The sequence below is a fragment of the Paenibacillus silagei genome (assembly GCF_017874735.1).
Lineage (GTDB): Bacteria > Bacillota > Bacilli > Paenibacillales > Paenibacillaceae > Paenibacillus_AQ > Paenibacillus_AQ silagei.
Map to the genome: position 1 here is coordinate 38,813 of NZ_JAGGLV010000006.1, position 25,235 is coordinate 64,047.

Consider the following 25,235-nt stretch of genomic DNA (forward strand, 5'->3'; position numbering starts at 1 on the left):
ACACCATGCAGATATCCTCACTCTACGACAGCAATCCCGTACAGTGGGAATCCAGGCGAAACGGATTGCTTGAGTTCCTGAGGGAGTATGGGGAGCAGCGGATTACACTTCGCGGATGCAAGAGGCTGGCCCGGCTGACACCGGATCAGCTCGCCCTTCCGGGAGTCTCCCTGCTCGTTGCCACGGTGCGGGGTCAGAACGGCCGCCAGCTCGCAGGCGTCAGCTTCGTCTCCGGCTACGGCAAAGAGGCCTGTGTAGTCGCCGTACACCCCCTGTACCGGAACAGGCATACGGGCACAGCCCTGCTTGCTGCACAGTTGGAGCGCCTCGGGCATCTGGAATGCCATGTCGCCTGCGACAATGCAGCCAGCCTCAAGATGTGCTTCAACATCGGCCTTTCCGCTGTTGATCTGGTCACCGGCCCTACAGGCAAGCCCACCCTGCTCTTGCGTTCCCCGGGGAGCGGCGTTGATCCCGCCATTCTCCCGCAAGGAGGTGAGCTCCTGTGCCAGAGCCCGTCCTAGGCATCCTCACCCTCTATCTGAACGACGCCAAGCAGCTCGAAGAGAAGAGTGTATACCGGAGGATGATTATTGAAGGCAGCCGGATTGGATTGGATGTCTTTGTGTTCACCCCGGCAGATGTACATGTCAGCAAGGACCTGATCAATGCCATGGTCTATGATGTCAAAAGCGGAGTATGGTCGCGCAAATGGCGCTCCTTCCCGAATATGATCTATGACCGCTGCCGGATTCAGCGCAGCCAGCGCTTCCAGCAGCTGCTGCGCTTCCGTGCGCGGTACGACCATCTGACCTTCCTGAACCGCCCGCTGCGCAATAAATGGACGGTGCATCAGACCTTTTCCCAGCGGAGCCGCTTCCGGCCCCATATGCCGGAGACGCTGCTCTACCAGTCCTCTGCCGATCTGCACCGGATGCTGAAATCCAGCCCCGTCGTCTACGTCAAGCCGATTAATGGCACCGGGGGGCGCGGCATCCTGCGGATCGAACGCCAGCGTGAAGGCAAGTCTCTCTTCGATATCCAGGGACGCCGCCAGAGCCGCCAGATTATCGCCCCGCGCAAGGTGTCGCTGAACCGGCTGGAGACCATCGTCCGCCAGTGGTGCATCAGCGGTAAATTCCTCGTGCAGCAGGGCATCCCGCTGCGGCTGCCCAGCGGCCGGTTCCACGACTACCGGATGCTGGTGCAGAAGAACGGCCAGGGCGACTGGGAGTTCACCGGCATGGCCGGCCGGGTGGGCGCCGCGCGCAGCGTCACCTCGAACCTCCATGGCGGCGGGCATGCCATGAAGGCAGAGACGCTGCTGAAGCAGTGGCTCGGCAGCGAAGAGCGGGCCGACAAGGCCATGCGCGCTGCCGAGAAGCTGGGGATCGAGGCTGCCGCCTATCTCGAAGACAGCTTCGGCGCCCTCTGCGAGCTGGCCCTGGATCTGGCCATCGACCGCGAGGGCAAAATCTACGTGCTGGAGGTCAACCCCAAGCCCGCCCGCGAGGTCTTCGCCCGCTCCGGCGACAACAGCACCTACCGCAAAGCCCTGGTCCGCCCGCTGGAGTACGCGATGTGGGTGTATAAGAATAAGAACACGCCTAGTTCTTCTAAGGTGGTTGAGGAGTAGGGTAGTAGTGCTCTATAAACGAACAAGCGCCTCTCCGTTATATTGGGGAGGCGCTTGGCTTGGCGTAACGGACTGAGGCGCTCTTATTCGGGAAGAAATTCGTCATTTGGGCGAGTAACGGACTTCAAAGGCCTTATCCTTAGCACTTCGGCTCCAAAACGTCTCATAGAGAGACACTAAGGTCCACTGAGTCCGTTAAGCTGCAAAAAGTGGCGTTTTCGCGGGGATAAGATCTCTCTGGTCCGTTATATTCCAAACAACTATGTGGGCTGGGTGCAAATTATTTATAATCAAGAGGGGTTTACCGCTATCAAACAGGCTAATGGAAGAAACATTTTTACCATTCCTGAATCTGGAGTATTAAAAGTAGTTCCGGTACAATCGAGGGGCCTACAGTGCAGAGCTTTTTTGTAGGAACAGAAGCTGAGCTTAAAAATACTCCTGATCCTGGTTATCCTGTTGAAACTCTTTGATATTGAAATAAAACATTTTGATTGGTGATACGCAGTGCTCCCGAACGTTCAAGAGTTCCTTCTAAATAATCGCAGAGCTCATTGAACCTGTCGGTCAGGATATGTAATTGGTCTTCGCTAAAATAGGAGGCCACATATAAAATGAGCGGCGCAGCCGATTGTATGACAATATCATTTTGCAATACGTATTGGGCTGTTACCTTAAAATATTTGCCGAGGATATCCTGGCCATTCTCCAGGTTGAAGTTCTTAACGGCTTCATTAAAAAAAGACAGTCTGCCGTCAAACTCTAATATGAGCTGCAAAAGTTCTCTATAATTGTTCGCGCTTACAGTTGAGGCGTACGCCGTTCCATTAGGAACCAATACGCGGTTGATTTCAGAGAAAATCTTCCTGTGGTCCTGAAAATGGTACAGCAGGTGGTTCGCAATCACAACTTCAAATGAATGATCCGGCCAAGGCATCTTCTCAGCATCAACGACTTCATAGTGAAACCGATTTAGGGGATCATTGATACTCCCTTTTGCCGTCTCTACCATTCCTCTTGAAGCATCAGTCAAGACAATTTCCGATTTGGATGGTAATTTACTCATGTTTTTTTCCCACAACACACCGGTCCCACAACCGATCTCTGCAATCTTCAGACCCTCGGTAAGTCCCAAATGCTCAAATACCCATTCATGCCAATCCTTCTTATGTTCACAATACTGATACAGTTGTATTCTTGCATTCAAGCGATGTTCATTGGAATACTGGTCTTCAGAAAATTTTTGGACATGCGAAAATAACTCATCCCTGTTCATTAATCTGCACAGCACCTTTCGAGAATAGGATCAAAAAGCGTTCTTTCAAGATCATACTCTCCTTCCGGCAATGAGCATATGAGGTTCCGCATTAATTCACCTGCCCTCTAAATTATAAATGTGTTTCTTTTATGTAATGGATTATTTAATCTCTAACCCTAAATCCTCGCATATTTCATACGGTTCACAGTAACTAACACTCTTATCTGTATCTATTACCAAATCTATCATCAGGTTTTCATAATTTTCATTTAAAATCCCAAGCCTAACCCTTTCTCCATACGTCATAGCGAGTAATTTTTCCATATCGTTTATTGAAATATCTTTGTAGGAAGCTTTATTCAATACAATAATGTTAGTACTTCTTATATCCTTGAATCTTTCCCTGCTCTTATCAACATTAACTGAATACGGCAGTTTTTCTTGGTCTATCATAACCTCTACTTTTTCCATAAACTTTTCATGATTCGAATAGCTAATGTTAGAAAGTTCTCGCTGTACTGATGATTTTGCTTCGGCAAGCCAAGGTGCAATGAAAAAGAAAATAACGGTGGTCCCAAAACAAATAGCAAGCAAAAGGGGTAGTTCTTTTTCCATTAAGTGTTTTGCAAAAAAAAGATAGGCTATGATGCATAACAACAAAAGGGTAGCGTAAAAAAATAAAGAATCATAGTGTGTTACTATGTATAGGTCCCCACCTCCAATAGAAAAGACTATCCCTATAACTAAAAACCAAACGCCTACACCCATGGCTGCGCTTAACGCAACAAAAAACAAACTCATTATCATTGTATTCTCCGGTTAAATTGAATTTTTTCCCTTCACTTATAATTATCGGGTTCTCCCTATGAATCTTACATATTAATGTTAAATTCCGGAGGTAAAAAAATTGAAAAAGACACTTTTGCTACTAATACCGTTAATTTTGATACTTGCATCCTGCAGCTCGAATAAAAGCAATCTAAATACATACCTTATTCCAAAAAATTATGTGGGTTGGGTCCAGATTATTTATGATCAAGAGGAGTTTAACGCTATCGAACAGGATCATGGGAGAAACATTTTTACCATTCCTGAATCTGGAGTATTAAAAACATCCACTCCAGATGTTGAATATGGGATATCTTTCGAAGAATTTTATTACTATGATGAACAAAATAAGCAACAAAAATTAGATGTGGATCAAATGATCCACGGTCACACTATAGGCGACGGCGAGTCGGTTACTAGTTCCGGTAAAATCGAGGGGCCTACAGTGCAGAGCTTTTTTGTAGGAACAGAAGCTGAGCTTAAAAATACTCCTGATCCTGGTTATCCTGTTGAACTAATGAAATAAGGAGTTTAATCCGCATGACTGCATAGATGAAGTGTACCGCTATTATGCTCCTTAAGCAGCTTTGAGAAAAGCTGGCTAGAGTAATCTATCTTACGTTCAGGAAAATCGCCGGTAAGTATAATTTTCAACATCTGAAGCAGACGCTTGCCCGTTAATTCCGTAGGCCCGGAAGACCATTGTCTGATACTGGGGTATAGATAGATCAACCCGCTGTAACGAAAGGCAGCCCTCAATCTTTCATAAAAATCAGCATAGCTGAGGGTGACACCGTTTGCGATAAGTTCGTTGTAATACACTTTGGCATCCTCATGGTTGAAATAACCGACCAGATCTATATAAAAAGGAGCGTAATGGCAGAAGCCGAAATCAATAATATACGGCTCTCCCTTATAATAATGGACATGTGAACCATCCACCGATTGTAAATCCCCATGCGTAAGAGTTAGACTGTTCTTCTCACTGTACAAAGAAGCCATATCACGGGCAAAAATGTTGGCTTTCTCACGCAGTAATGGCAGATAAGCGCCAAATTCCTGGAAAAAATCCGGGTTTTGCTCAGCACACGCTTCAAAATGGTCCACAGTCAATTGGGTAACGAAATAATCCTCCCAATACTTACGGTCAGCGTGGGGAAGCCACGGCATCTCAGAACCTCTACGCAGATTACGGGCATGGATTTTTGCCAGTGCTTCTGCAACCCTCGATGTCCAATTTGGGCCAGGCGGAGGTGTCTTGATTCTCCCCAAGTCCTCCATCGCCATCCACTTAGGCTCATCTGTCTCGATATCCGGTGAAAAGACTGCTGGCGTGTTCCGGTGTCCCTGGTCAGTTAATCGTTCCATAGCTAGGCGTTCTTTCAAGGCCGCTTCTTTAAAGATTATACTTCCCTTTTGACCCTCTTCATATCTAACTCCTATGCGGCGCACTTCCGCACCAGACCATCCGCGTTCGTCTTCTGTCATAGACCCTTGCTCCAAATGAAGGACCTTGCCTCGCCCTAGTACATCAGCTAAACCTTGCGCAGCGAGGAGCATATCATGTCTCAAATGAACCTACCACCTTGGCCTTATAATTAAAGTTCATTAGCTAAAAAATAAATTAAAATCCGATGCAATTACTCTAACTATCATCTAGCTTCTTTTTATAAAATAAATCCCTATTCCAAGATTGTAAATCGCATGTACAAGGATGGCAGGAATCAAGGAACCCGTATAATAAAACAATAAAGCACAGACCAGCCCATTAATAAATACGATAGCGTAGGCTACATAAATGCCTTTATATTGCGGTACGTGTATGATCCAGAATAGAAAGGAGCTTATAAGAATGACGACCCCGTCGATGATCGGTTTATAACCAATAAACAACCCTATTAATACACCCCTGAAGAAAAACTCTTCAAAAAAGCTTCCCCCCAGTGAACTAACAGCAATACCGCTTGGAGTCTTCAATAATTTATTGATCATTTCCGCACCTTGCGATGGAGGAAGCTCTGTGTTTGTTTTTATGATGAGACCTATGCTAATTAATACTATAGTCGTACCGACGATCAAGCCCAGTAAGGTGACTGAAAGATAAGAGATCTCATCCGGGACAAACAGCGAAACCATAAAGGGCATGATCTCTCCCCACCTAAAAATCCCAATAAGGATCAGACCCAATATTAAAAACGGTGTTAATCCCAGCAAGATTTGCAGCAATAGCTTATAATGCTGTCTCGAACTTAACGAACTCATACCTAAAGTCACCCCTTTATTCATTACCCTTTTTATAAAACACTTGGATCGCTTGTCCTGCAAACTCCACCACATCAACAGGCAATAAGCTTTTATAGATGTCCAGCTTTTGTTCCAGGTACTGATTTGAATTTGACAGCTCATCTATAACTACAGGTACCCTTTCTAACAATTCTTTTAATTCTCTCTGTACTTCGTGACTTTCGGGGGTTAGTTCATTTTGGATTGCTGCTCGGAAGAAAGATAACAGTCTCCTATTCAACCTATCTAATTCGGATTGTTGAGCTTTACTTTTTGGCATTATAGTATCTACCGTGTTTGCTGAGAAATATTGATTTAATATCACTCTTTGATCTTCTTCTAACCGGATAGAATTCATAAGTAACATAAGATCTTCAGTAGTTAAGTCACCGGCTTCATGGATTAGATTCTTGATTCTGGTTATCATATCGAGAGACTCGTTTATTCTATCTCTCTTATCGAGAAGCATGGCTTCTTGAACCTCTAACATGTCGCTAAAAGAATACTCCGGCTCTTCAAGCCTTTGTTTAATTTCGTCTAAAGGCAGGTTCAAGCTTTTGAGCAGCTGGATATTGTAGAATCTCTTCAATTCATCCCTGGTATATATTTTCTGATTGAATTCATTTCGCTTACCCGGAACAAGCAGCTCAAGTTGCTCATAATGTCTAAGTGTCCTAATCGTTGTATTGACAGCGCTGGAAAATTTCCCTATTGTAAGCTCCAACGAATACCCTCCTTTGCTTTTCTCCAATAAGACCTCTTATGATGTCTATAGTAGACTGTGACGTTACGTCCTCCGCAAGTCCATCTTTAGGGAATGTTCGTTCAAGCAGGTCAATGGGAAAAACATACAACAAAAAATAGATGTCGATCAAATGATCCACGGTCACCCTGTAGGCGACGGCGAGTCGGTTAATAGTCTGAGTTATCCCGATGAGCTTATGAAATAAAAACTGGCATGAATTATAAATTCAGAAACAACGAAAGGATAGTGTACATGGAAAATGTATCTAATGCAGATCAATTAGAATCCATAACCTCTATGCAATCCACAGTCAAAAAACTTGAGAGCGCTTTGTCCCAAATGACTCAAAGTGGCGCCAATACTACCCTGGTAACCAAACGGCTCCATGCTGTATCCATCGGCTTAGCAGTTCTGGAAAATGTCTGGAATCAAAAGCCTCATTCATATACACCTGAAGATTTAGCAGAGGCCGGCAAGGTTCTCACTGGTTTAACCCCTTCAGTGGAGAACAGTTATGCCAAGTCAAAGGCGGGCAGTCCACAAAGAACGCTTTTGGAGCGGAGAATTAAGGCTTTGAGGCTGGCTGTTCAAGCGATTGAGGGAATTTGTTAAACTGAGAATGGTTAATCAAATAAGGACTTAAGTTCTTTCACAAGTTATACAGCAACTAACAGTACGTATGATCCAACGCTGTTGCTGCTCGGTTGCGACAGTCTGACAGCCACATACCAAGTGGAGCCCGCTGCAGCAATGCCATGATCCCATTGATTCTCCCGTACAGAAAAATGGGCAAATGGTTATGATACTAAGGAATAGATAAGTGCGATTGAGAACGCCAATTGAACCTAAGTTATAAAAATGCTCCAGCCAGGTTCAACTCCGCATGAATCATATCGGATTGACACATAGCAGCACATCCTGCTCCTCACCCTTTTGATCCACAATAGAAATTTGCTCAGGCGGTTTTTCCAGGCTTTTCCCTCTAACTAACAGCTGTTGTTCCCCTTCGATGGGGTACCTTCTTATATACACTCCTGAACCGATATCCTCATACGGATACTTGTCAAAATCGCTCCAATTCAGTGCGGCTCCCTTGTCCACTAAGCTCTCTAATTCATTTAACGAAATATAGCCGCTCGTTCCTGGCTCCTTATGACTTTGGCAGGCTGTACTGAACATTAAGAGAAATAACAATGTCACTGAAAGCTTGAGGCATTTGGATAGTGTCATACAATCCCTCCAGGTTCTTATCATTCCACTGGTAATCTTAGGGATAATTATATCGTAATTTAAACAAGGAAGTCATAAAAACCGCCATATTAAATTCACTCCGGCCTTGAGTAAAGCTTTTCAATCAAATGATTTCTATACAATTCAAGAGATTGCTGAGGTGGAACTCGTTAATACATTAACTTAAAAAGGATGTTAAGAGTGTATGCACACTCTTAACATCCTTTTTACTATCTTCACTTCACTTCAGTCCCATAGCTCTCCTTCCAATGCTCCAGCCACTGCGAATAATCCAGCCCTTTGATCTCCTTCAGCGTCTTCCCTTCGATGGAGTACTCTCCGCCGGCCACGATGAGATTCTTGATTATGCTTAGCGGACCCGAGGTTCCGCCTATGACCTCATGATCTGCAAGCATGACATTTACGGCAATCCTGTATTCGTCCGGGGGATATTGCTGTTCCAGGGGATGATTCTCTACGAGGAATCGGTAAGTTATGATTTTTTTGCCGAAATAGGCATCAGGTTCTTGCTTCTGCACCGACCAGAGCTGCATGTAATCCAGATTCTCAAACATGGTCTGATCCAATGTGTATTGGGCAACTTCTCCTGCAGGGTCAACGATCCTGTAACCAAGAGTCTCAACATATCTGGCGGCGATTTGCTCGTCAGTCTCACCTTCGGCGGCGCCCCCCTTGTTGCTGCATCCCATTATGGCCAGCAGTGCCAGACTAAGCATTAGGAATAATCCTATGAGCCGGTTCATTCGTTTCGTCCCAATCTCATTGCAATACGTCTGAGGCTCTTCTTCTCTGGACAGCGGAGATTACAAGCGGGACAGCAAAGACAAGAGATAGTCCGAACAGGACAATAGCTGTAATTAAAGAGTTATGCCCTCCGTCAGAAGAAGCGGCATGATGGCCACCACCCACCAGGATTGCCCCTTCATTGGAATTGCGGTTCATAGAATTCAAGGCATCTGCCGATTCGCTAACCGCATCCCTAACCTCTGAAGGACTGATATTCTGCTCATTCGTTAAATCAATATAGGTCTCGTTAACCTCATTGTTTATATAGAGATAATCCAGCTCGTAGCGTTTGTCGTCAATAAGCTCTACAGTGCCCTTTCCGGCATACTCTGCTTCCAGCCGCTTCACGGTGTTGTCAAAATCATTATGATTACTGATGTTATAGATGGTCCATGCCCCTGACTCCAGTGTAGCTTCGATCACTCCAACCTGGGCCTCTTCCAGATAAAGAGGAAATTTATAACCTGCCATTTCATGTGAAATGGAGTTGTCATGGACATTCAACTGGTAATAGGGGATTCCTTCCCCCAGAGTGGCCTCATGAAAGCTTGTTTTGCCCGTACCATGAAAGTTATCCTTCTGGGCTTCAAGGCTATCCGCATAATACTCTTTATATTCCTGCTCAATGGCCCCTTTGATCTCTGCCCCAGCCTTCTCAAGACCAGAATCGGCATATGCCGCATTTCCAGCCAGTGATAGAGCCAGGACAGCGGTTAATAGCAACGCACGAATTTTCAAAAAAAGCCCTCCAATTGTTGTTTGTATTAGATCATTAATTTCAATTAATATTGTTTACTGTATTAACCCACTTATAAGTGGAATTGCTCTTGAACGTAGAATAGCCTTGAACGTTGCTCGAACCATCTGCCGGATCAATATAATATAAGTTCTGAATATTGTTAGTGGTGTTGTAGTAATACCCTTTAACTACAAAGGCATGGCCAATACTCGAGCCAGCCTTGCTCGTGAACGCAAGAACATTGGAGTAATTATCTATATTGCTGACTAAACTATTGTACGACGGCACACTTAGTGATGCAGATGAGCTTACGCCATAGGCGGCAAGTCCTGCCTGGGCATCGTAGACCGTCCCGGCCGTGTCCATGTATATGCCCTTTGCAGCCTTCACTATATTTTGCTGGGTGGCGCTGGATTTCCCCAGATATTGTCCAGCCATGCTGGATACAGCCGCCCAGCACAGATAGCTGCCCTGTTGTACTTGGGAGGTTACGTCATGAATACGGGCTCCAGAAGCGGCGTATACGCTGCCTGCAAATAGAGAAGCGGAGATTATCGAACTAAACAGAATTGACAGCGATTTCAATTTCATTTTTTTCACTTTTTCAAATCCCTCTTGGAGTATTGATCTATCGGCCGACAGAACTGTAGATAATACTATCATAAAATACTATATTTGGAATATCTATATTAAAGCTTTTATATTGATAATCATAGATTTAACAGTCCGCCAAAAGCTTATTTTCAGCTTGTCTCATCAGATTTAAGTATACATCTTGTGCAGTGAGTTAACTAGACGTATACTTCTAGTAAGGGGGCGATGAGATGAGCAGAATGAAGAAAATCACGATATTTACGGGTATTGGATTGTTGAGCGTTGTTGTCATTTCCATTCTTGCGGTCAATGCTTTTGTAATCCAAAGACCGGTCACTACAACACCTGTCATCGCAGAAGCGAAGCCTTACGAATGGAATAAGGTGAAGCTGGGCGGGAATACCCTTTCCAGTGATGGATCGGAGTATTTCATCTGGACTAAGAGCGGTGAGAGCAACAACTGGATCATCTTCTTTTCCGGCGGCGGGGTCAGCTGGGATGCCCGGAGCGCTGCCCACCCCATTAAAATTATGAACTTTATTAAAGGCGGGGATACAGGCAACTATTTCGCTGACATTCCGTTCTATATGCTGACTTTGCTGGGCGGGATGATGGATACGGACAAACCGGATAATCCTTTTCACGGCTGGAATGTGGTCTACCTCCCTTATTCCACAGGTGACTTCCACATTGGTAACCGCGCCGCTACGTATTCGCGTGAGGACGGGAGCACCTTCACCATGCGGTATAACGGGCGTACTAATGTGCGCAGCAGCCTTGACTGGATCTATGCGAACGTGGCTAAGCCAGATAAGCTGCTGATTGCAGGCGAAAGTGCTGGCGGATTCGGGTCAGCCTTCTGGGCGCCCGAGATTGCTTCACATTACCGGGATTCCGAGATCTTCCAATATGCGGACAGCTCCTTCCTGAAGTCAGACAAGTGGCCGCAGGTGATGAAGCAGGAATGGGACTCGGATTTCACTGCAACCTTCGGGTATGCGCCGGAGGCAGATATCATCGGGGCTGCTTTTCGCGCGAATGGCAGGCTGCTGCCTGCAGGTACGGTACTTTTACAAGCCTACTCGGTATATGATGAGATCCTAATCCACTTTCAGAACAAGATTAACGATTACAACGGACCACGGGACCAGAAACTCATTAAAGAGTGGTCAGAGGAAATGCGGCAATCAGTAGCTGCTCTAGCGGCAACGGTTCCTAATTATTATTACTATCTGACGGATTACGGACTGAACGCTGAGAACGGGACAACCCCGCACACTTTTTCCACCCGGGAGACCTTCTATCAGGCGGAGCAGGATGGTGTGAAGCTTGTGAAGTGGCTGGGGGAGGCGGTCAATCAGCAGAAGCGCTATTCGGTAGGCAGCGAGTTCTTGGGGACAACAGCACCTGCTCAGGAGTAGCTTTTGCAGCAGCGGTATTTTCGCAGGAAGATAGGAGAGAAGATCATTGAATTTACGTGAAAAGCAAATGCAAATGACCAAAGAGCTCATTAAGGAGGCCGCGCTGGGCCTATTCTGTACTCAGGGGATCGAACGGACGGATATGGCACAGATCGCCGGACAAGCCGGTGTCTCCCGCCGCACGTTGTACCTTCATTATAAGGACAAGGAAGATTTAGCCGCTAAGCTCTATGTGGATAATCTGGAGCGGATGTTTGGCAGGCTGCTGTTTGATTTCGATTTTGCCCGGCCTGTTCCCTCCCTGGAGAAGATTCTGGATCAATACCTGGCATTAAAAGATCATCACGAGGCACTGATCTATTATGATGCTATTTTTGGAGTGTATTATAGCACCCTGTCCAAGGATCCGGCGGAGCTTCCTGATTTCAAGAGAGCTATGGAGGTCTGGTATTCCCGGTACATCAACCTTGAGACAGCAGCGGTGGCTCCAGAGTATCAAAAAAAGTGGCTGGATCTTCTGCAGAAGTCCACCCACCTGTATTTCATGTATTTACAAAAAGCCGTTATTCTGTCTCATCAGCGGGGCGGTTCCGTTACGGAGGAAGACCGGGCAGCGGACCGGCAATTCAAGGATTTCATTATGGCTGGCGTGCGGGCAACCTGACGATAATCGTTGTTCCCTCTTTTACCGCACCGTCCAGCTCAATACTGCCCTGATGCAGGGAGACGATTTTTGAGACAATTGCCAGTCCCAGGCCGTTCCCGTTATTACTTCCATTCCGCGACTTGTCTATCGTATAGAATCTTTGGAATACGGCACCCCACTCTTCCGGGGAGATCCCGATGCCACTATCGCTGATCGTGACCGCAACTTCTGCTGCACTGTGGTCTATACGGATGCGGATCTTTCCGCCTTCAGGCGTGAACTTGATGCTGTTGCCCAGCAGATTCATCCACACCTGCTTCAGCTGATCTTCATCGCCATTGATATAGACCGCTTCCGGCAGCTCCAGATCGATAACGATGCTTCGGGCTGACCATTGCGGCTCACAGGTCACCACGATGGTTCTAATCTGCTCATCAAGCCGGAAGGAGACTGCCGAGAAGGGGTGATGCTCGGAATCCAGGGAAGCCAGCTTCAGCAGATTATCACTCAGCCGTGACAGACGTCCACTCTCCGCAATGATGATATCCAGATAGTCCTTACGCTCCTCTTCCGCAATCAAATCATTGTTCTGCAGCGCCTTGGCAAAACCCGAAATGGAGGTAAGCGGTGTCTGGATTTCATGGGAGACATTAGAGACGAAATCCTGCCTCATCTGCTCCAGCTGCTTCAGTTCTCCCGCCATCTCCACATAGCTCTGTGTCAGCTCTCCGATCTCGTCTACACGGTTCATTCTGAGATCCACTTCGAAATCACCTTTGGCCAGTCTTCGGGTGGCATTCGTCAAAGCCTTAATCGGCTCCACCAGGTATCTGGCAGCAATAAGAATGCTTACACTTCCCAGCAACAGCACGAGCAGCAGCACAAAGAGTACCAGACGGTTGACGATATGTTCGTTCTCGGCTGAGTACTGCAGGAACATCGCACGCCACTCCCCCTTGAGCATAAAGGGCATTCCAATGAACGTATCATTATCTTCCGTGGAAGAACGATAGACCTTCCCCTGCAACACTTGCCGGACAGCCCCGGGACTGATGGTAACAGCCGGACTATCCGCGAGCCCATAGAAAGTATGTTCCCCCGACTGGTCGTACAAATGGATAGGATGCGCCGATACCTTAACCATACTATTCAGGAACTCATCCGTATCTTCAGGCCTGGCATCATCATAGCGGTGAATGATCTCCCTGCCCACTGTAATCATCTCGTTCTGTCCCTCATAGCTTATTTGCTTCTGAAATACATACAAGCCGATGAAAAAGGAACAAATCAGACTAAAGACAATAATGCCGAGAAATGTGAGAATGACCCGAACATACAGTGTCTTGATCATGACTCAGGGATCAGGCGGTAGCCCAGACCGCGGGCAGTTTCGATATGAAAACCCTCGCCATTGCCGCTGAATTTCTCTCTCAGCCGGCTGACATGCACATCCACAGTCCGGCCGTCCCCTTCATAATTGAGTCCCCAGATTTGCTGGATCAGCTGTTCTCTGGTGAAGATCTGCCTGGGGTGGCTGACCAGCAAAAACAGAAGATCAAATTCCTTCAAAGGTAACGTGACCGGCATGCCACCGCGTGTAACCTGAAAAGTCCGGCGGTTAAGCACCACATTGCCAAGCTGTACGGACTGGGAAGTGACAACCAGTGAGCGTTTGAGCAGTGCTTTTACCCGCATGACCAGCTCAACCGGATCAAAGGGCTTGGTCAGATAATCGTCCGTTCCGAGCTGAAAGCCTTTCACTTTGTGGGCCGATTCCGCTTTGGCTGTCACCATGAGAAGGGGCAGGTTGGCATCCGTACGCCGGATTTCCCGGCACAGCTCCCAGCCGTTCAGTCCCGGCATCATAATATCCAGAATCACAAGATCGACATGCGAGTTCTCAATGATGGACATCGCCTTGGTGCCATCCCCTGCTTCTTCGAGGTCGAACCCTTCTTTGCGCAGATATAGAGACATTAGCTTCCGGATATTGTCATCATCATCCGCGATCAGTATAGTAGCCACGATCATCCTTCTCTCTTAAGCGTTATCCAAACTGCCAGCCGAGCAGATTCCAATAGTAGAAGAAGAACGTCAGTTGGGCAGCCGACAGCATCACTAAGGTGTAATGCACCCGCCTGAGGGCGGTCCAATATTTATTTTTCCATACCAGTATAGCTGAGACCAGCATTGCTAAGGTCAAGCCCGCCATAATAATTGGCATAACCAAGCTGACAGACAGTAAAGGGCTGATACTGCTGAGCTTCTGCATAATGTCCATGGACATAATAATCATAAACAGAGTCATAAAAGACAACAGCGCCCAAACGGCAGTTCCCGCAGATAATCGGATGGCCCGCTTTTCCGGGAGCGTCATCGCCTTGAACCTGCGTCTGAAGAAGATAGGTCCGGGCAATGCCGTGAGGAAAATGAATCCCAAGACACCAAGCAGGATAAGCCAAAACTTACTCTGATCCAAAAGCGGCGTACGCTCCAGCGGCATCTCCGGAGCCATGTCCAGGAGCATATGTGTCACTGCGCCGGACTCATCCGTCAGGAAGCCGATCTGGTCGGTCCCTTCCTCCAGCTGGAACAGGTTAGGAGCGACTGCTCTGTACAGCTGTTGTTCACTACCGCTTCCCAAGGATATCTTGTTATCCACAATCGTAACATTCAGCTGGGCAAAAAAGTTAAAGAACTTGTCAATATCACTTATGTTGCGGCGTGTAAATTGATAGGAGCCGGCATATTTCTGTACGGATTCCGCGGAAGCGGAGAACTCCGGCTGCTTCACTTCAGGAGCGGGATAGTACTTGTTGAACAAAGCCTGGACCAGATGGGTAGCAGCTTCGCTGCCTTGACCGCCATTGTAGGATAAGAAAATCCCCAGTTGCTTGGCAGGTGCGAGATACAATTCCGTATTAAACATGGGATCGGAGCCGCCATGAGAGATTATTCTCACCCCGTTCACCCGCTTCTCTGCGAATCCGAGAGCTACTCCCGGCAGGCGCTTATCGAGCTGGAATGCCGTTGAATGCATCAATGGAGCCGTCTCAGGCTTCAGAATCTGACCGGTGCCATATTTCCCGTTCTGCAGATGCGCGATCATGAAATGTGCCATGTCTATTGCAGATACAGTACCCGAGCCGGCAGGACGAAATCCGCCCTCGAAGGTAGGTGTGCCCGGAATAAAGCTGCCGTTCCCGCTATTATACCCTACCACCTGGTTAGGGATGAATGACTCCGGCAAAGGCTCCACGACCGTTGAATGCTTCATGTCCAGCGGATCGAAGATATACTTCTGAATATAATCATTATAAGGAATACCGCTGACATCCTCCACGATCATACCTGCAAGCGTTGCTCCATAATTAGAATAGGCACTCATCTCACCTGGCGGTCTGATCCGTGCCAGCATATGTTTATTGAGTGTCTCCGAGATGGAACCGGGCAATCCGGCAGGATCAGTGACGATCTGATAACCGACTCCGCCCTCTTCAAAGCCTGCTGTATGGGTCATCAAATGACGCATGGTGATGGGTTCAGGATAAGTAGCAGGAATCTTCACGGATTTCAGGTAGGTATTAATGTCCGTGTCCAGATCAATCTTGCCCTGTTCCACCAGCTGCATCACTGCTGTCCAGGTGAACAGCTTGGTCGTTGAAGCGATTCGGAACATGCTGGTTGCAGGGTCAACCGGAGCCGCTTGCTCCAGATTGGAACTGCCATACCCCTTGCCCAGAATGATTTTGCCATCCTTGACGATGGAGATCACCGCTCCCGGAATTTGCAGCCGGTTCATATACTCTTCCATCATTCCATCCACGAAGGCTGTCAGACTTGCCGTATCCTCAAGATTGGCAGGCGCTTCAATCCGGGAACCCGGTGAAGCGGCTTGTCCTGTCTCCGCACTGGCATGTTTCCCGGGAAATATAAGGCTCGCACTTAATCCCATCACAGCCAATATAGCCAGAGCAGCGAGCAGCCTTTTTTTCATAAATATCAACATTATTACCCTCCGCATCATCTTCTATATTTAAGATTAGGGCCAATCTCCCTAACACTTCTAGAGATTATCAGAGTAGTGTGAATGGAACGTTAACAGAACTTCTAATCGTTATGTAACGATTAATTTCTTTTCCATACCCTTACACTGATTAAATAATATAAAGTCATAAGAAATTGGATTATTAATATACCCAGCGGAAACAAATAAAGCATTTCAAACTGATATTTTCGGAAAAGCTCAAAGGAAACTACAGCATAGCCTCTGGGTTCAATACCTTGCAATTCCACGAAAAGAAATAAGAGTAAACTGCTTGGAATGACCGTAAATAAAAACCAGGTGATTTGCTCCTCTCTCTTATTAGCCCTAATAAACAATAAAGAATTAATAAAACACATGCATAAGGGCAGGAAGTAGGTTTTGCAAAGTAATATTATTATTCCTGTTGCCCATCCCTCAATTCTTATCTCAAGAAAATAGATTAAAATCAGATGTACTGCAATTGCTGCTAACATATAAAGAACGGCTTGGTATATTGGCTTTATGAATTTCCCCATTCTCTTTTCTCCTTGCTAACATTGTATGAGGCAAAATGATTATTCTTTGGATAATATCATAAACCATATGGAAACCCACAGGAGTAACTGGATAACCGAATAGACAAATGGGAATAACAGCATCAATTCCAAATAACCTTGTTCAAAATGGAATTCTATAAATACAGGTTCGCTCGGCTCCGCACCTGTAATTTCTTTTATTTTAAAAAGGATGGCCGCACTGGGAAGCAGACTGGTCAATAGCCAAACCAGATTATACCTGATCTTCTTCGTTTTCAAAGACCTTACACAAGTTGCATACAACAAAAAAACCGGAGCGCAATATGTCAATGCAATTTGCAGACCCCCTACTTCCTCCCACGCACCCTTTTTTAAATTCAAAAAGCTAATAATCAGCAAATGAATTATACCCACCACTGCAACCTGCGCTAGTCCTTTAATCCTAATCATCATCCGCTCACTCAACTTATCTCCCCCGAGATTATATATATTTTCCTTTTACACCGAATATCGGATTCTCCGCTTGATTTATGTATATCAAAGAACATCAAAAAAGGAGCCGTATACAGATACGGCCCCAACTCATATTATTCTTCTTACAAACGAGATGGTACAGACAGAATCAGGATTGCTATACTTTTAGCTTAATTGCATAGTAGTCAGGCAAGTATCATCACTCTCAAAAGTGGAAATCTCAGACTGGGCCTGCTTACCTTCATGAGTAATGGTCATCTTATAGTTCTGATCACGCGGCAGCCATAGGTCGATGAAGCCGTTCGGCTGGGACTTGACGGTCTGGTTCATGATCTCCTTACCGTCCGCATCTTCGATTGTTACCCCGAAGGATTGGCCGGCCATCTCTCCCTGGCAGCCGGTCAGGCTGTGGGTGGCACAGGGATGTGTATTCTGCACATAAGGGGCAACCGACAGGAAGAACTCATCCTCCGGCAGCCCATAGACTGCTTTGTTAGAACCGCCGCTGTCCACAATCAGCTGGGTCGAGGTAATCGAAGCGGATTCCGCCGTCAAGGTACGTGAGCTGAAGTCAGCCACCATTTGCTTGATGTCCTGACTGGCAGCCTGACTGCTTCCCGGAGTTGTAGCAACCTCCGTTGTCTTCGTCCCCCCACTTCCCGCGTACAGGTAGATTCCCAGCGCTGCAATAACCGCGCAAGTACCCGCTACTACTTTATTGTTCATGTTAAAATTCAGCTCCTTGTAGATGGCATTCAGCCCATTTCTTCCCGCAGATCATGCTCCATGAACAGAATATCACGTTTCATTTCCTTCATGCTAGCTCTGGAGATCCGTCCGGCCTCGAACATCAGCTGAATGTGGTCACGTTCGAGCTGAATGCCTGCTCTCGACAATTCCTGCAGCGATTCTTCGAACTCCCGTTTCGTGGAGGAGATGGACTCTGGACGGGTTAACCGCATTCTTCCCCGCTCATAGCGCAGAATCAGGGAGCTGATTACTTCAGGCTCCATCTCCCCCGTATTCTGCAGCTCTCTCAGCCGCTCAAGAACATAAGCGAAAATCCCGGCCTGCAGCCGGTTTGATTCCTCACGCCGCTCCTGCGCGCTTAAGCGGACCTGCTGAATGACACCTGTGATTTCTTCCCAGCTTTTGAACGGAATCAGATCATTCTTGTACTGCGGATCACGGGTGTATATGAACAGCTGCCGGTTCAGGCGGTTCAGATAGCGGTATGCCGTATACGGGTTCACTTCGTGCTGCTTGAGCGCAAGCATAGTGTATTCCCGCTGCCACTTGAGTGCTGTCACCCCAAGCTTCCGTTCCATTTCCTCAGCGTCTTCATTCTTCTTCAGCAGACGGATTCTTGCGTTATAGATCCCGGTTAGATGATTCAAGGCGAGGCGGGACTGATCTGTTGCCTGCTCATTTAAGCCCGCAACCACACTGCGCAGAATTTCGATTTTGGCCTCGGCCTCCTCAGCATTGTGCTCTGCTTCATGATCTGAGCCAAGCAGCAGCGGCAGCAGAAAGTTAGACGCCAGCAGGGTCCACAGAATGACACCCGCCGCCAGGAAAATAATCAGGTCTCTCGCCGGAAAGTAGGAGCCGTCATCCAGGAAAAACGGCAGTGACATCGTACTCGCCAGGGTAATCGTACCTCGAACCCCCGACAGTGTAAGAATGAGCGCCTTTTTGAATTCCAGCTTCCAGGGTCCGCGCGGCTCCTCCCCTTCGGGAATATCCATGACTAGCATCCAGATCAGCCTCAGACCGAGGACAGCAGCGGTTAATAGCAGGGTATACAGGATAACCTGGACATTCCCTATATCCGGGTTGTTCCAGACGGTCTGAATAATCTCCGGCAGCTGGGTACCCAGCAGCAGGAAGACCAGGCCGTTCAGGACGAAGATAATGACGGACCAGGTGCTTTTGGACACGATACTCAGCTTGGCTACTTCAGGATTCATCTGCTTGTACCCGAAGGAATGGGCGATCCCTGCACTGACCACTGCCAGAATGCCATTGACTCCCAGCTCCTCAGCGGCCATGAAAATTGCAAAGGGTGTCAGAATCTCAATCAGCATATGTAGCGTGACATTCTCCATCCCGAGCCTGCGCAGCCACCGGACGATCCCGTACTTAATGAGCGTGAGCACAAGACCCAGCACCACACCGCCTAGCGAGATGCCAATAAAGCTCAGACTGGCCGTTTTGAAAGAGAATGCGCCTGTAACCATAGCTGCGACTGCAAATTGAAAGGACACCAGACCCGACGCGTCGTTAATCAAAGATTCTCCTTCGAGAATTTGCATCGTCTGATGGGGGATTTTTACTTTTTGCTCCAAAGCGCCTACAGCGATCGCATCCGTAGGGGCCAGTGCCGCAGCCAGCGCAAACGCAGCCGCCAGGGGCAATACCGGCAGCAGCCAGTGCAGGAAATATCCCAGCACCCCTACCGTTAGAAAAACCAGCCCCAGCGCCAGCAGCAATATCGGCTTTTTCAGCTTCCATAAGGCCACTTTATCGGCAAGCCTGCCGTCATTGAACAGCAAGGGAGCAATGAATAATAGCAGGAACAGCTCCGGGTTCAACTCCAGCTCGAAATGCAGGGGCAGCCAGGTCAAGGCCATACCCAGCGCGATCTGAATGATCGGCACGGAGAGCGAGGGGATAAACCGGTTCACCAGATTAGACAGTGACACGGCTGCCAGCATCAACAAAATATACTCAAATAATTCCAATCGGACAAACCTCCATCTCTGCACTTGTATGTGCAGATACTAAATTACGTTATGTATGTAAACTCAGTATAAACGATCTGGAAGGAAATATCCTCTTGGTGGCGGACTATAAAGCATCTATTGCCGCTCCCCCGTGTGCAGGCGTATAATTAGCTCAGACGAAGAACGTCCCAAGCCATCGCTGGCAGAGGGGCGTTCTTTTTTTGCGTAAAGGAGAGATGGAGGGAATGCAAATGGATTTTGAAAAAGCGCATCAGCTGCTCTTGGACCATCATTTGTCGATCAGAACAGGAGAGCGCAGAGGCCGGCTGTCACGGGGGCATCAGTATGCAGAGAAGCTGCTGCTGCGTAATGTCTGGTGGCCGCTGTTTGGCAATCTGGATGATCTGCATCCGGAGTATGAGGTCTACGACTGGAACCGTAAATCGCAATTTCTGGATTTTGCATTTCTTCCGTCGTACGGGAAGTTCGGCCTGGAATGTGATGGTTATCAGAGCCATGTGAAGGATATGGACCGCGAAAGGTTCAGCTACTCACTGAATCGGGAGAATTATCTGAACGGACTGGGCTGGAGGATTGTACATTTCTCCTTCGATGATGTGCAGAATCGTCCGGAAATCTGCCGTATGCTGCTGCAAATGGTCATTTCCCCTTCTTTACTCCGTGTTCAGTCAGGACCCTCACTTTCACCGAGGGAAAGAGAGATTGTCAGACTCTCCTTGAGTCAAAAAAAGGGGTTACGGCCCAAAGATGTGATGCTTCAATACAACGTAAGCTTTCGGACGGCTCGCAAACAACTGCAGGAGCTGGTTCATAAAGGACTGCTGCGCCCTATCATGCTAAACAGATACATTTGCTACTATGAGCCCGTGCAGGGATTACCTGATTTGCATCAGTAAGTACTGATGACTAGCCTTGGGTGAATCGCTCTGAACATAGGTAGGCCTTATGAGTAAATCCTCAGTATGCAATTTGGCGGGGATTGTAGCGGGTTGACAGTCTAGCAGCCTTAATAATGTTGCAGATATTGCAACTTGGCTATCTAGATACTGGGGTGTGCGGGAGAATTGTTGCAGGAAATGCAGGAATCTTAACGTGAAGTTACTTAAATGCGGAGTATTCCTGCTTTTTGTGCAACATTTTCTGATTATGGCCCCTTAATGATAGGTAATGTTGCATTATGTGCAGGAATTGTAATTGCGCTGCCGCCTCCACTTCCAAATCAGCAGGGGATGGCTCAATGTACAGTTCAGCGGATGGTCAGTGGTTGGTCAGCAGATGGCTCAGGGGACGACTCAATGTATAGGTCAGCAAAATGACTCAGCAGGTGAACACATTTACAGAGGAACACCCCGCTTATTTCATAAGCGGGGTAACTTCCTGTTCCATTTGCCCGAGCAACTCGTCAACGGTGGACGTTTGCGTGTAGAGACCGTCCATCAACAGCTGGATCTTCGTATCAATCTGCTGCCAGTTCTTATGTCCTGGCGCGATCCGCGCCGTGGCGATCTGATCGAGCACCGCCCGCTGGATGCTCTCCGGTGAAGGCTTGGATGCTGCCCGCAGGAAGACATCGGATTCCAGAACAGACTTACGTGACGGGACAAAATATTGCGCGGTGATGCTCATAGACTCTGCACTGGTGATGAACTTGAGAAATTCTGCAGCCTCTGCCGGATGACTGGTCTCAAAAACAGATACTCCCGCATAACCGAGGGAGGTCCCTGTCCCCTTAATGCCTGACGGCATCGGAGCGATGTCCCAGGCAAAATCGGTAACCGCGCGGGCCTTGGAAGTATAGCTGTAACGGTCCGTATACATTCCAATCCGGCCGCTGTCGAAGGCAATCTCATCCCCGGGCAGCGGGTGCACCTTGCTCTTGAACATCATGTCACTGTAGAGCTGGAGCGCTTCCTTCCCTGCGGGAGAATTGAGTGCAAATGATGCTCCGCCGCTGTCGAACAGCTCCGCTCCATGCGACCAGAACAGCGGCAGCAGTGCGTCCGACCAGTTGTTCCAATCGCGGACCAGCTTCACGCCGTAGATGCCCCGCTGCGGGTCGGTAAGGCTTCGCGCCGCCTTGAGGAATTCATCGTAGTTCCACTGTCCTTCTTCATACAGCTCCGTTGGCGTCTTCAGTCCACGGGCCTGGAACAGATCCTTATTGTAATAGATCAGCACCGGGGGCGTGGAGAACGGGATGCCATATAACTGGTCTCCCCGCTTAAAAATATCAAGGGTAGACGGATAAATATCCGCATACCGGTAGTCAGAGTCATCCTGAACCGCTGCGGCAATATCAGCCAGTTGGCCTGATTCAAGCAGTTGCGGGATCATCCGCTCCGCCAGCCAGCCGGCATCCGGCGCGGTGCGGGAGGCCAGCATGATTGACAGCTTCTGCTGATAATCCGCAAAGGGAATCATCATAATCTCGACCTCGATCCCGGAATGAAGCTGTTCAAATTCAGCTATAAGCTCCTCCACCATCGCCTTCTGCGCATCATTGCCCCAGATACTGAACTTCAGCTTCACGGGTGCCTGCACAGCAGCCGTCCCGCTCTCCACTTCTCCCTCCCCGGCTAACCCGCCGGGCGCGCCGTTTCCGGCATCCGAAGAACAGCCCCCAGCCAGCAATACCGCAGCGATAAGCGCTAACAGCCTAATCCGCATTATTCCTCTCCTCCTTGCCTGTCCCCTGCGGGTCCGGCATCATTCATCGCCTCCCAGTTCATCGGCAGGCGCAGCGAGACCGTTACGCCCTGCTCTGCCGTATTATCCAGTGTCAGGCCGTAAGGCTCCCCGTAGAGAAGCCGCAGCCGCTGATGGACATTTCGCAGCGCGAACCCCTTGAGTATCCGGCCAAAGCCTCCTTGCTCCGCATCGGCTGCGGCCCGGGGCTGACGGCTATATAGCTGTTCTTCAAGCTCCAGCATCCGTGCGCGGGTGATGCCGAGGCCATTATCCCTAACCGACAGAATCAGATCCTCTTCTTCTACAGAGGCGGTCAAGGTAAGGCACAGCTTGTCCGGTCCCATGGCATGCTCAATGACATTCTCGATCAGCGGCTGCAGAATCAGCTTCGGCACCACACAGGAATCAAAGGAAGAATCAATATGGATCACGGCCTCCAGCTTGTCTCCCAGACGCATGCCTTGAATGCGCAGATAGGCTTCCACGAATTTCACCTCATCCAGCACATACACCATCTGTTCCCGGTGGCCTACGGTATAACGCAGCAGCTTGCCGAGACTGGTTACCACACCGGAGAGCTCCCGGGTATTGCCCTGAAGTGCCAGCATGTTCACCATCTCCAGCGTGTTGTACAGAAAATGCGGATGAATCTGGCTCTGCAGCGCCAGCAGCTCTGCCTCCCGCTCCTTCAGCCGGGTCTCATAGACCTCCTTAACCAGACGGTCAATCTCGCCGATCATCGTGTTGAATCCTTCGGTCAGCTGCCCGATTTCATCGCTGGTGGTGACCGTCGCGCGTTCGAGGAACAGCCCCCGCTTCACCTGCCTCATCTTCGACTGAAGATGAGCAATGGGCTTAATCAGGCGGCTCGACAGCAGTATGGCTGCTACGTAAGCCGCCATAAGGGCCACTATGGAGACAATCAGTGTAGAGTTTGTCAGCTCACGGGCATCCTCCCGAAGCTGCGCCCGGGGCATCAGCGAGGTGACCTTAAGTCCTGTGTACGGTGATTCCGCAGAGGCAGTAATATAAGATTCGCGTGAATCGGGAAGCTTGCCGGCCCCGGAGTACAGAACCACCTGATCCTTGCCAGTAATCTGCAGCAGGCCGCTCCCGCTTGAGCGCACCGTCGAGACAATTGATCCGAAGCCCCGGGGCATCAGATCTACCTTGACAATCCCCAGCATGGCATGGGTGTACGGTTCACGGATGACTCTGGCCACGGAGATGATCCCCTGCTTCGCCTCTGTGTAGTAAGCTGCGCTGTGCGGCGGAAGAATGGCAAGGCCACCGTCCGCCTGCTCTACGGTCTCCATCCACTCTGCCATGCTGCGGTCCCACCGCTTCCTCACACTCTGGTCCAGATTACTGAAGATTCCGCCGTCATTGGTGAACACCAGGATGCTCTCGATTTCCCCCCGGTCAAAAGCCAGCGAAGAGATAAACAGGTTCATCTTCAGCGTCTCATCCGTGCTCAGATAGGTGCCGCCCGAACCCGGCAACCTGTGCTTGCGGAGAATCTGCATCATATCCTCATCATACAGCGGCGCAAGCGTCAGACGGTCCAGCTCCTTAATATAATGCTCCAGATTAATATTAATCTGGCTGACGACCTGATTGGATAGTTCTACCGTGTTGCGTTCTACTCCGGCAATATATTTCTTATAGCTGATGGTGCCGATGACCAGGAACGGAATGGTGATCAGCAAGCAGAATAAAATGATAAACTTCGTGCGCAGCGGCACATAAGCGGATCGGTTGAATCTTTTACCGGATAACATGCGTAACATGCGGACAGCCTCCCCGAACTCTGGTTCTACATCAACATAGCATAATCCGGGATGGAAGTCAGAGCTATCCGCCATGCCCTGCCCAGGCTCAGAGATTCCGGCTCAGCTATTCTCAAGCTCGCTTGACCAGACCTCCGTCTGCCTCCAGAATTCGGCGGCTGTCAGTGTCCCGCTGTGAATCATATACGCGTAATCCAGCAGATTCGGCAAGCAGGGCAGGTCCAGCAGATAACGGCTGAACGCATGCGCAGCGATCTCCGAGGTCTTCGTTACGCCCGCCCGGATACGCAGCGGCCCCAGGGAGAGGCTGCTGATGTCATCCAGCCGCTTATTCGTGTATCCCAGCTCCGTGAACTCCAGATCATGGAACAGCTCATGGGCGAGATGAATGTCGGTAACCTCCCTGAGGCTGAAGGAACGGCCGGGAAGCAGCACACCGGCACATTGCCGCAGCTCCTCCATGGAGGACCGGTACAGTGTAATGACACGTTCCTTGGCCGACAGCTCAATCTGGGCGCGGAAGCGGATCTGCCCGATGGTGCCTTTCCGTTCATTGAGGTTCACCTGGATGCCCCTGTCCCTGCAGATGGCTCCGACATCCGTGCCATAGCGGGCTTTGAACGCCAGAGCCTGCTCCTTCCCGATGGCCAGCGGACGCTCAACATAATAACGCCGTTTACCGCTCGGAATCCGGTGGAACAGCAGGTCGTTCTTCAGTTCGGCATACCCCAGTACATGATCATCCGGCAGTGTACGTGCATCTGTCTTCATCATCCTCTGCACCTC

General features: G+C 48.7%; 27 protein-coding genes. 8 read left to right on the forward strand and 19 right to left on the reverse strand.

Features of this window, described 5'->3' with window-relative positions:
* Positions 1-5: 5 nt before the first annotated feature.
* The 3 genes from J2Z70_RS10840 (at position 6) to J2Z70_RS33975 (ending at position 2,050) form a co-directional block, all read left to right on the forward strand.
* Positions 6-524: a GNAT family N-acetyltransferase gene (locus J2Z70_RS10840; RefSeq protein WP_209872560.1), complete on the forward strand. Its 519-nt coding sequence runs from the start codon at positions 6-8 to the stop codon at positions 522-524.
* Complete coding sequence (locus J2Z70_RS10845) at positions 506-1,636, forward strand: YheC/YheD family endospore coat-associated protein (protein ID WP_209872563.1); 1,131 nt, start codon at positions 506-508, stop codon at positions 1,634-1,636. The genes J2Z70_RS10840 and J2Z70_RS10845 overlap by 19 nt, the downstream gene beginning before the upstream one ends.
* Positions 1,637-1,885: 249 nt before the next feature.
* Positions 1,886-2,050 (forward strand): DUF6843 domain-containing protein, encoded by a 165-nt coding sequence (locus J2Z70_RS33975; RefSeq protein WP_425355108.1) that lies wholly within the window; start codon positions 1,886-1,888, stop codon positions 2,048-2,050.
* Positions 2,051-2,087: 37 nt separating this feature from the next.
* On the opposite strand, the gene J2Z70_RS10850 is transcribed toward J2Z70_RS33975, so the two are convergent.
* On the reverse strand, positions 2,088-2,912 hold the full coding sequence (locus J2Z70_RS10850) for a class I SAM-dependent methyltransferase (protein WP_209872566.1): 825 nt from the start codon (positions 2,910-2,912) through the stop codon (positions 2,088-2,090).
* A 141-nt stretch (positions 2,913-3,053) separates the two neighbouring features.
* Positions 3,054-3,701 carry a hypothetical protein gene (locus tag J2Z70_RS10855; protein ID WP_036721588.1) on the reverse strand — a complete coding sequence of 216 codons (648 nt, stop codon included), beginning with the start codon at positions 3,699-3,701 and terminating at the stop codon, positions 3,054-3,056.
* A gap of 100 nt (positions 3,702-3,801) precedes the next feature.
* On the opposite strand from J2Z70_RS10855, the gene J2Z70_RS10860 reads away from it, so the two are divergent.
* Positions 3,802-4,248 (forward strand): DUF6843 domain-containing protein, encoded by a 447-nt coding sequence (locus J2Z70_RS10860; protein ID WP_209872569.1) that lies wholly within the window; start codon positions 3,802-3,804, stop codon positions 4,246-4,248.
* A 5-nt stretch (positions 4,249-4,253) separates the two neighbouring features.
* On the opposite strand, the gene J2Z70_RS10865 is transcribed toward J2Z70_RS10860, so the two are convergent.
* The 3 genes from J2Z70_RS10865 to J2Z70_RS10875 form a co-directional block, all read right to left on the reverse strand.
* Positions 4,254-5,210, reverse strand: a complete 957-nt coding sequence (locus J2Z70_RS10865; protein ID WP_209872572.1) for a phosphotransferase — start codon at positions 5,208-5,210, stop codon at positions 4,254-4,256.
* 168 nt (positions 5,211-5,378) lie between these two features.
* Positions 5,379-6,008: a CPBP family intramembrane glutamic endopeptidase gene (locus J2Z70_RS10870; protein ID WP_209872575.1), complete on the reverse strand. Its 630-nt coding sequence runs from the start codon at positions 6,006-6,008 to the stop codon at positions 5,379-5,381.
* Positions 6,001-6,729, reverse strand: a complete 729-nt coding sequence (locus tag J2Z70_RS10875) for a MerR family transcriptional regulator (protein ID WP_209872578.1) — start codon at positions 6,727-6,729, stop codon at positions 6,001-6,003. The genes J2Z70_RS10870 and J2Z70_RS10875 overlap by 8 nt, the downstream gene beginning before the upstream one ends.
* 273 nt (positions 6,730-7,002) lie before the next feature.
* On the opposite strand from J2Z70_RS10875, the gene J2Z70_RS10880 reads away from it, so the two are divergent.
* Entirely contained in the window at positions 7,003-7,362 is a 360-nt protein-coding gene (locus J2Z70_RS10880; RefSeq protein ID WP_209872580.1) for a hypothetical protein, read from the forward strand.
* Positions 7,363-7,638: 276 nt separating this feature from the next.
* On the opposite strand, the gene J2Z70_RS10885 is transcribed toward J2Z70_RS10880, so the two are convergent.
* From J2Z70_RS10885 to J2Z70_RS10900, 4 genes are all read right to left on the reverse strand, one after another.
* Positions 7,639-7,980 (reverse strand): hypothetical protein, encoded by a 342-nt coding sequence (locus J2Z70_RS10885; RefSeq protein ID WP_209872582.1) that lies wholly within the window; start codon positions 7,978-7,980, stop codon positions 7,639-7,641.
* 236 nt (positions 7,981-8,216) lie between these two features.
* Positions 8,217-8,717, reverse strand: coding sequence for a hypothetical protein (locus J2Z70_RS10890; RefSeq protein WP_209872585.1), 501 nt, complete (start codon positions 8,715-8,717; stop codon positions 8,217-8,219).
* A 43-nt stretch (positions 8,718-8,760) separates the two neighbouring features.
* Complete coding sequence (locus J2Z70_RS10895; RefSeq protein ID WP_036721573.1) at positions 8,761-9,525, reverse strand: hypothetical protein; 765 nt, start codon at positions 9,523-9,525, stop codon at positions 8,761-8,763.
* A 40-nt stretch (positions 9,526-9,565) separates the two neighbouring features.
* Positions 9,566-10,117: a papain-like cysteine protease family protein gene (locus tag J2Z70_RS10900; protein ID WP_245368169.1), complete on the reverse strand. Its 552-nt coding sequence runs from the start codon at positions 10,115-10,117 to the stop codon at positions 9,566-9,568.
* A gap of 233 nt (positions 10,118-10,350) precedes the next feature.
* Between J2Z70_RS10900 and J2Z70_RS10905 the strand changes: the two genes are divergently transcribed.
* The gene (locus J2Z70_RS10905; RefSeq protein ID WP_209872587.1) at positions 10,351-11,541 is read left to right on the forward strand and encodes a pectin acetylesterase-family hydrolase; all 1,191 of its coding nucleotides are present in this window, start codon (positions 10,351-10,353) and stop codon (positions 11,539-11,541) included.
* A gap of 46 nt (positions 11,542-11,587) precedes the next feature.
* On the forward strand, positions 11,588-12,205 hold the full coding sequence (locus J2Z70_RS10910; protein WP_051477741.1) for a TetR/AcrR family transcriptional regulator: 618 nt from the start codon (positions 11,588-11,590) through the stop codon (positions 12,203-12,205).
* On the opposite strand, the gene J2Z70_RS10915 is transcribed toward J2Z70_RS10910, so the two are convergent.
* From J2Z70_RS10915 to J2Z70_RS10945, 7 genes are all read right to left on the reverse strand, one after another.
* A complete protein-coding gene (locus J2Z70_RS10915) occupies positions 12,180-13,538 on the reverse strand; it encodes a sensor histidine kinase (RefSeq protein ID WP_209872590.1) in 1,359 nt (452 codons plus the stop codon). The two genes, J2Z70_RS10910 and J2Z70_RS10915, sit on opposite strands and share 26 nt — an antisense overlap.
* On the reverse strand, positions 13,535-14,212 hold the full coding sequence (locus tag J2Z70_RS10920; RefSeq protein ID WP_036721658.1) for a response regulator transcription factor: 678 nt from the start codon (positions 14,210-14,212) through the stop codon (positions 13,535-13,537). The genes J2Z70_RS10915 and J2Z70_RS10920 overlap by 4 nt, the downstream gene beginning before the upstream one ends.
* Before the next feature lie 22 nt (positions 14,213-14,234).
* Entirely contained in the window at positions 14,235-16,184 is a 1,950-nt protein-coding gene (locus tag J2Z70_RS10925) for a serine hydrolase domain-containing protein (RefSeq protein ID WP_245368151.1), read from the reverse strand.
* A 131-nt stretch (positions 16,185-16,315) separates the two neighbouring features.
* Entirely contained in the window at positions 16,316-16,750 is a 435-nt protein-coding gene (locus tag J2Z70_RS10930; protein WP_209872593.1) for a hypothetical protein, read from the reverse strand.
* Positions 16,751-16,789: 39 nt separating this feature from the next.
* Positions 16,790-17,215, reverse strand: a complete 426-nt coding sequence (locus J2Z70_RS10935; RefSeq protein ID WP_209872596.1) for a hypothetical protein — start codon at positions 17,213-17,215, stop codon at positions 16,790-16,792.
* 174 nt (positions 17,216-17,389) lie between these two features.
* Entirely contained in the window at positions 17,390-17,950 is a 561-nt protein-coding gene (locus J2Z70_RS10940; RefSeq protein WP_209872599.1) for a CueP family metal-binding protein, read from the reverse strand.
* 29 nt (positions 17,951-17,979) lie between these two features.
* The gene (locus tag J2Z70_RS10945) at positions 17,980-19,968 is read right to left on the reverse strand and encodes a Na+/H+ antiporter (protein WP_209872602.1); all 1,989 of its coding nucleotides are present in this window, start codon (positions 19,966-19,968) and stop codon (positions 17,980-17,982) included.
* A 233-nt stretch (positions 19,969-20,201) separates the two neighbouring features.
* Here J2Z70_RS10945 and J2Z70_RS10950 point away from each other — a divergent pair, with 233 nt between their 5' ends.
* Positions 20,202-20,867: a hypothetical protein gene (locus tag J2Z70_RS10950; protein WP_209872605.1), complete on the forward strand. Its 666-nt coding sequence runs from the start codon at positions 20,202-20,204 to the stop codon at positions 20,865-20,867.
* A gap of 457 nt (positions 20,868-21,324) precedes the next feature.
* On the opposite strand, the gene J2Z70_RS10955 is transcribed toward J2Z70_RS10950, so the two are convergent.
* The 3 genes from J2Z70_RS10955 to J2Z70_RS10965 form a co-directional block, all read right to left on the reverse strand.
* On the reverse strand, positions 21,325-22,638 hold the full coding sequence (locus J2Z70_RS10955) for an ABC transporter substrate-binding protein (RefSeq protein WP_209872608.1): 1,314 nt from the start codon (positions 22,636-22,638) through the stop codon (positions 21,325-21,327).
* Positions 22,638-24,449 carry a sensor histidine kinase gene (locus tag J2Z70_RS10960; protein WP_209872611.1) on the reverse strand — a complete coding sequence of 604 codons (1,812 nt, stop codon included), beginning with the start codon at positions 24,447-24,449 and terminating at the stop codon, positions 22,638-22,640. The genes J2Z70_RS10955 and J2Z70_RS10960 overlap by 1 nt, the downstream gene beginning before the upstream one ends.
* A 102-nt stretch (positions 24,450-24,551) precedes the next feature.
* Positions 24,552-25,223, reverse strand: a complete 672-nt coding sequence (locus tag J2Z70_RS10965; RefSeq protein ID WP_209872614.1) for a hypothetical protein — start codon at positions 25,221-25,223, stop codon at positions 24,552-24,554.
* Positions 25,224-25,235: the final 12 nt, after the last annotated feature.

What these genes read in the sequence shown, in the direction of transcription:
- J2Z70_RS10955 (WP_209872608.1), bottom strand. Translation starts at nt 22,638, where the DNA reads ATGCGGATTAGGCTGTTAGCGCTTATCGCTGCGGTATTGCTGGCTGGG.
- J2Z70_RS10950 (WP_209872605.1), top strand. Translation starts at nt 20,202, where the DNA reads ATGGATTTTGAAAAAGCGCATCAGCTGCTCTTGGACCATCATTTGTCG.
- J2Z70_RS10885 (WP_209872582.1), bottom strand. Translation starts at nt 7,980, where the DNA reads ATGACACTATCCAAATGCCTCAAGCTTTCAGTGACATTGTTATTTCTC.
- J2Z70_RS10965 (WP_209872614.1), bottom strand. Translation starts at nt 25,223, where the DNA reads ATGATGAAGACAGATGCACGTACACTGCCGGATGATCATGTACTGGGG.
- J2Z70_RS10900 (WP_245368169.1), bottom strand. Translation starts at nt 10,117, where the DNA reads ATGAAATTGAAATCGCTGTCAATTCTGTTTAGTTCGATAATCTCCGCT.
- J2Z70_RS10865 (WP_209872572.1), bottom strand. Translation starts at nt 5,210, where the DNA reads ATGACAGAAGACGAACGCGGATGGTCTGGTGCGGAAGTGCGCCGCATA.
- J2Z70_RS10850 (WP_209872566.1), bottom strand. Translation starts at nt 2,912, where the DNA reads ATGAACAGGGATGAGTTATTTTCGCATGTCCAAAAATTTTCTGAAGAC.
- J2Z70_RS10960 (WP_209872611.1), bottom strand. Translation starts at nt 24,449, where the DNA reads ATGTTACGCATGTTATCCGGTAAAAGATTCAACCGATCCGCTTATGTG.
- J2Z70_RS10890 (WP_209872585.1), bottom strand. Translation starts at nt 8,717, where the DNA reads ATGCTTAGTCTGGCACTGCTGGCCATAATGGGATGCAGCAACAAGGGG.
- J2Z70_RS10905 (WP_209872587.1), top strand. Translation starts at nt 10,351, where the DNA reads ATGAGCAGAATGAAGAAAATCACGATATTTACGGGTATTGGATTGTTG.
- J2Z70_RS10925 (WP_245368151.1), bottom strand. Translation starts at nt 16,184, where the DNA reads ATGAAAAAAAGGCTGCTCGCTGCTCTGGCTATATTGGCTGTGATGGGA.
- J2Z70_RS10880 (WP_209872580.1), top strand. Translation starts at nt 7,003, where the DNA reads ATGGAAAATGTATCTAATGCAGATCAATTAGAATCCATAACCTCTATG.
- J2Z70_RS10930 (WP_209872593.1), bottom strand. Translation starts at nt 16,750, where the DNA reads ATGGGGAAATTCATAAAGCCAATATACCAAGCCGTTCTTTATATGTTA.
- J2Z70_RS10915 (WP_209872590.1), bottom strand. Translation starts at nt 13,538, where the DNA reads ATGATCAAGACACTGTATGTTCGGGTCATTCTCACATTTCTCGGCATT.
- J2Z70_RS10940 (WP_209872599.1), bottom strand. Translation starts at nt 17,950, where the DNA reads ATGAACAATAAAGTAGTAGCGGGTACTTGCGCGGTTATTGCAGCGCTG.
- J2Z70_RS10855 (WP_036721588.1), bottom strand. Translation starts at nt 3,701, where the DNA reads ATGATAATGAGTTTGTTTTTTGTTGCGTTAAGCGCAGCCATGGGTGTA.
- J2Z70_RS10840 (WP_209872560.1), top strand. Translation starts at nt 6, where the DNA reads ATGCAGATATCCTCACTCTACGACAGCAATCCCGTACAGTGGGAATCC.
- J2Z70_RS10870 (WP_209872575.1), bottom strand. Translation starts at nt 6,008, where the DNA reads ATGAATAAAGGGGTGACTTTAGGTATGAGTTCGTTAAGTTCGAGACAG.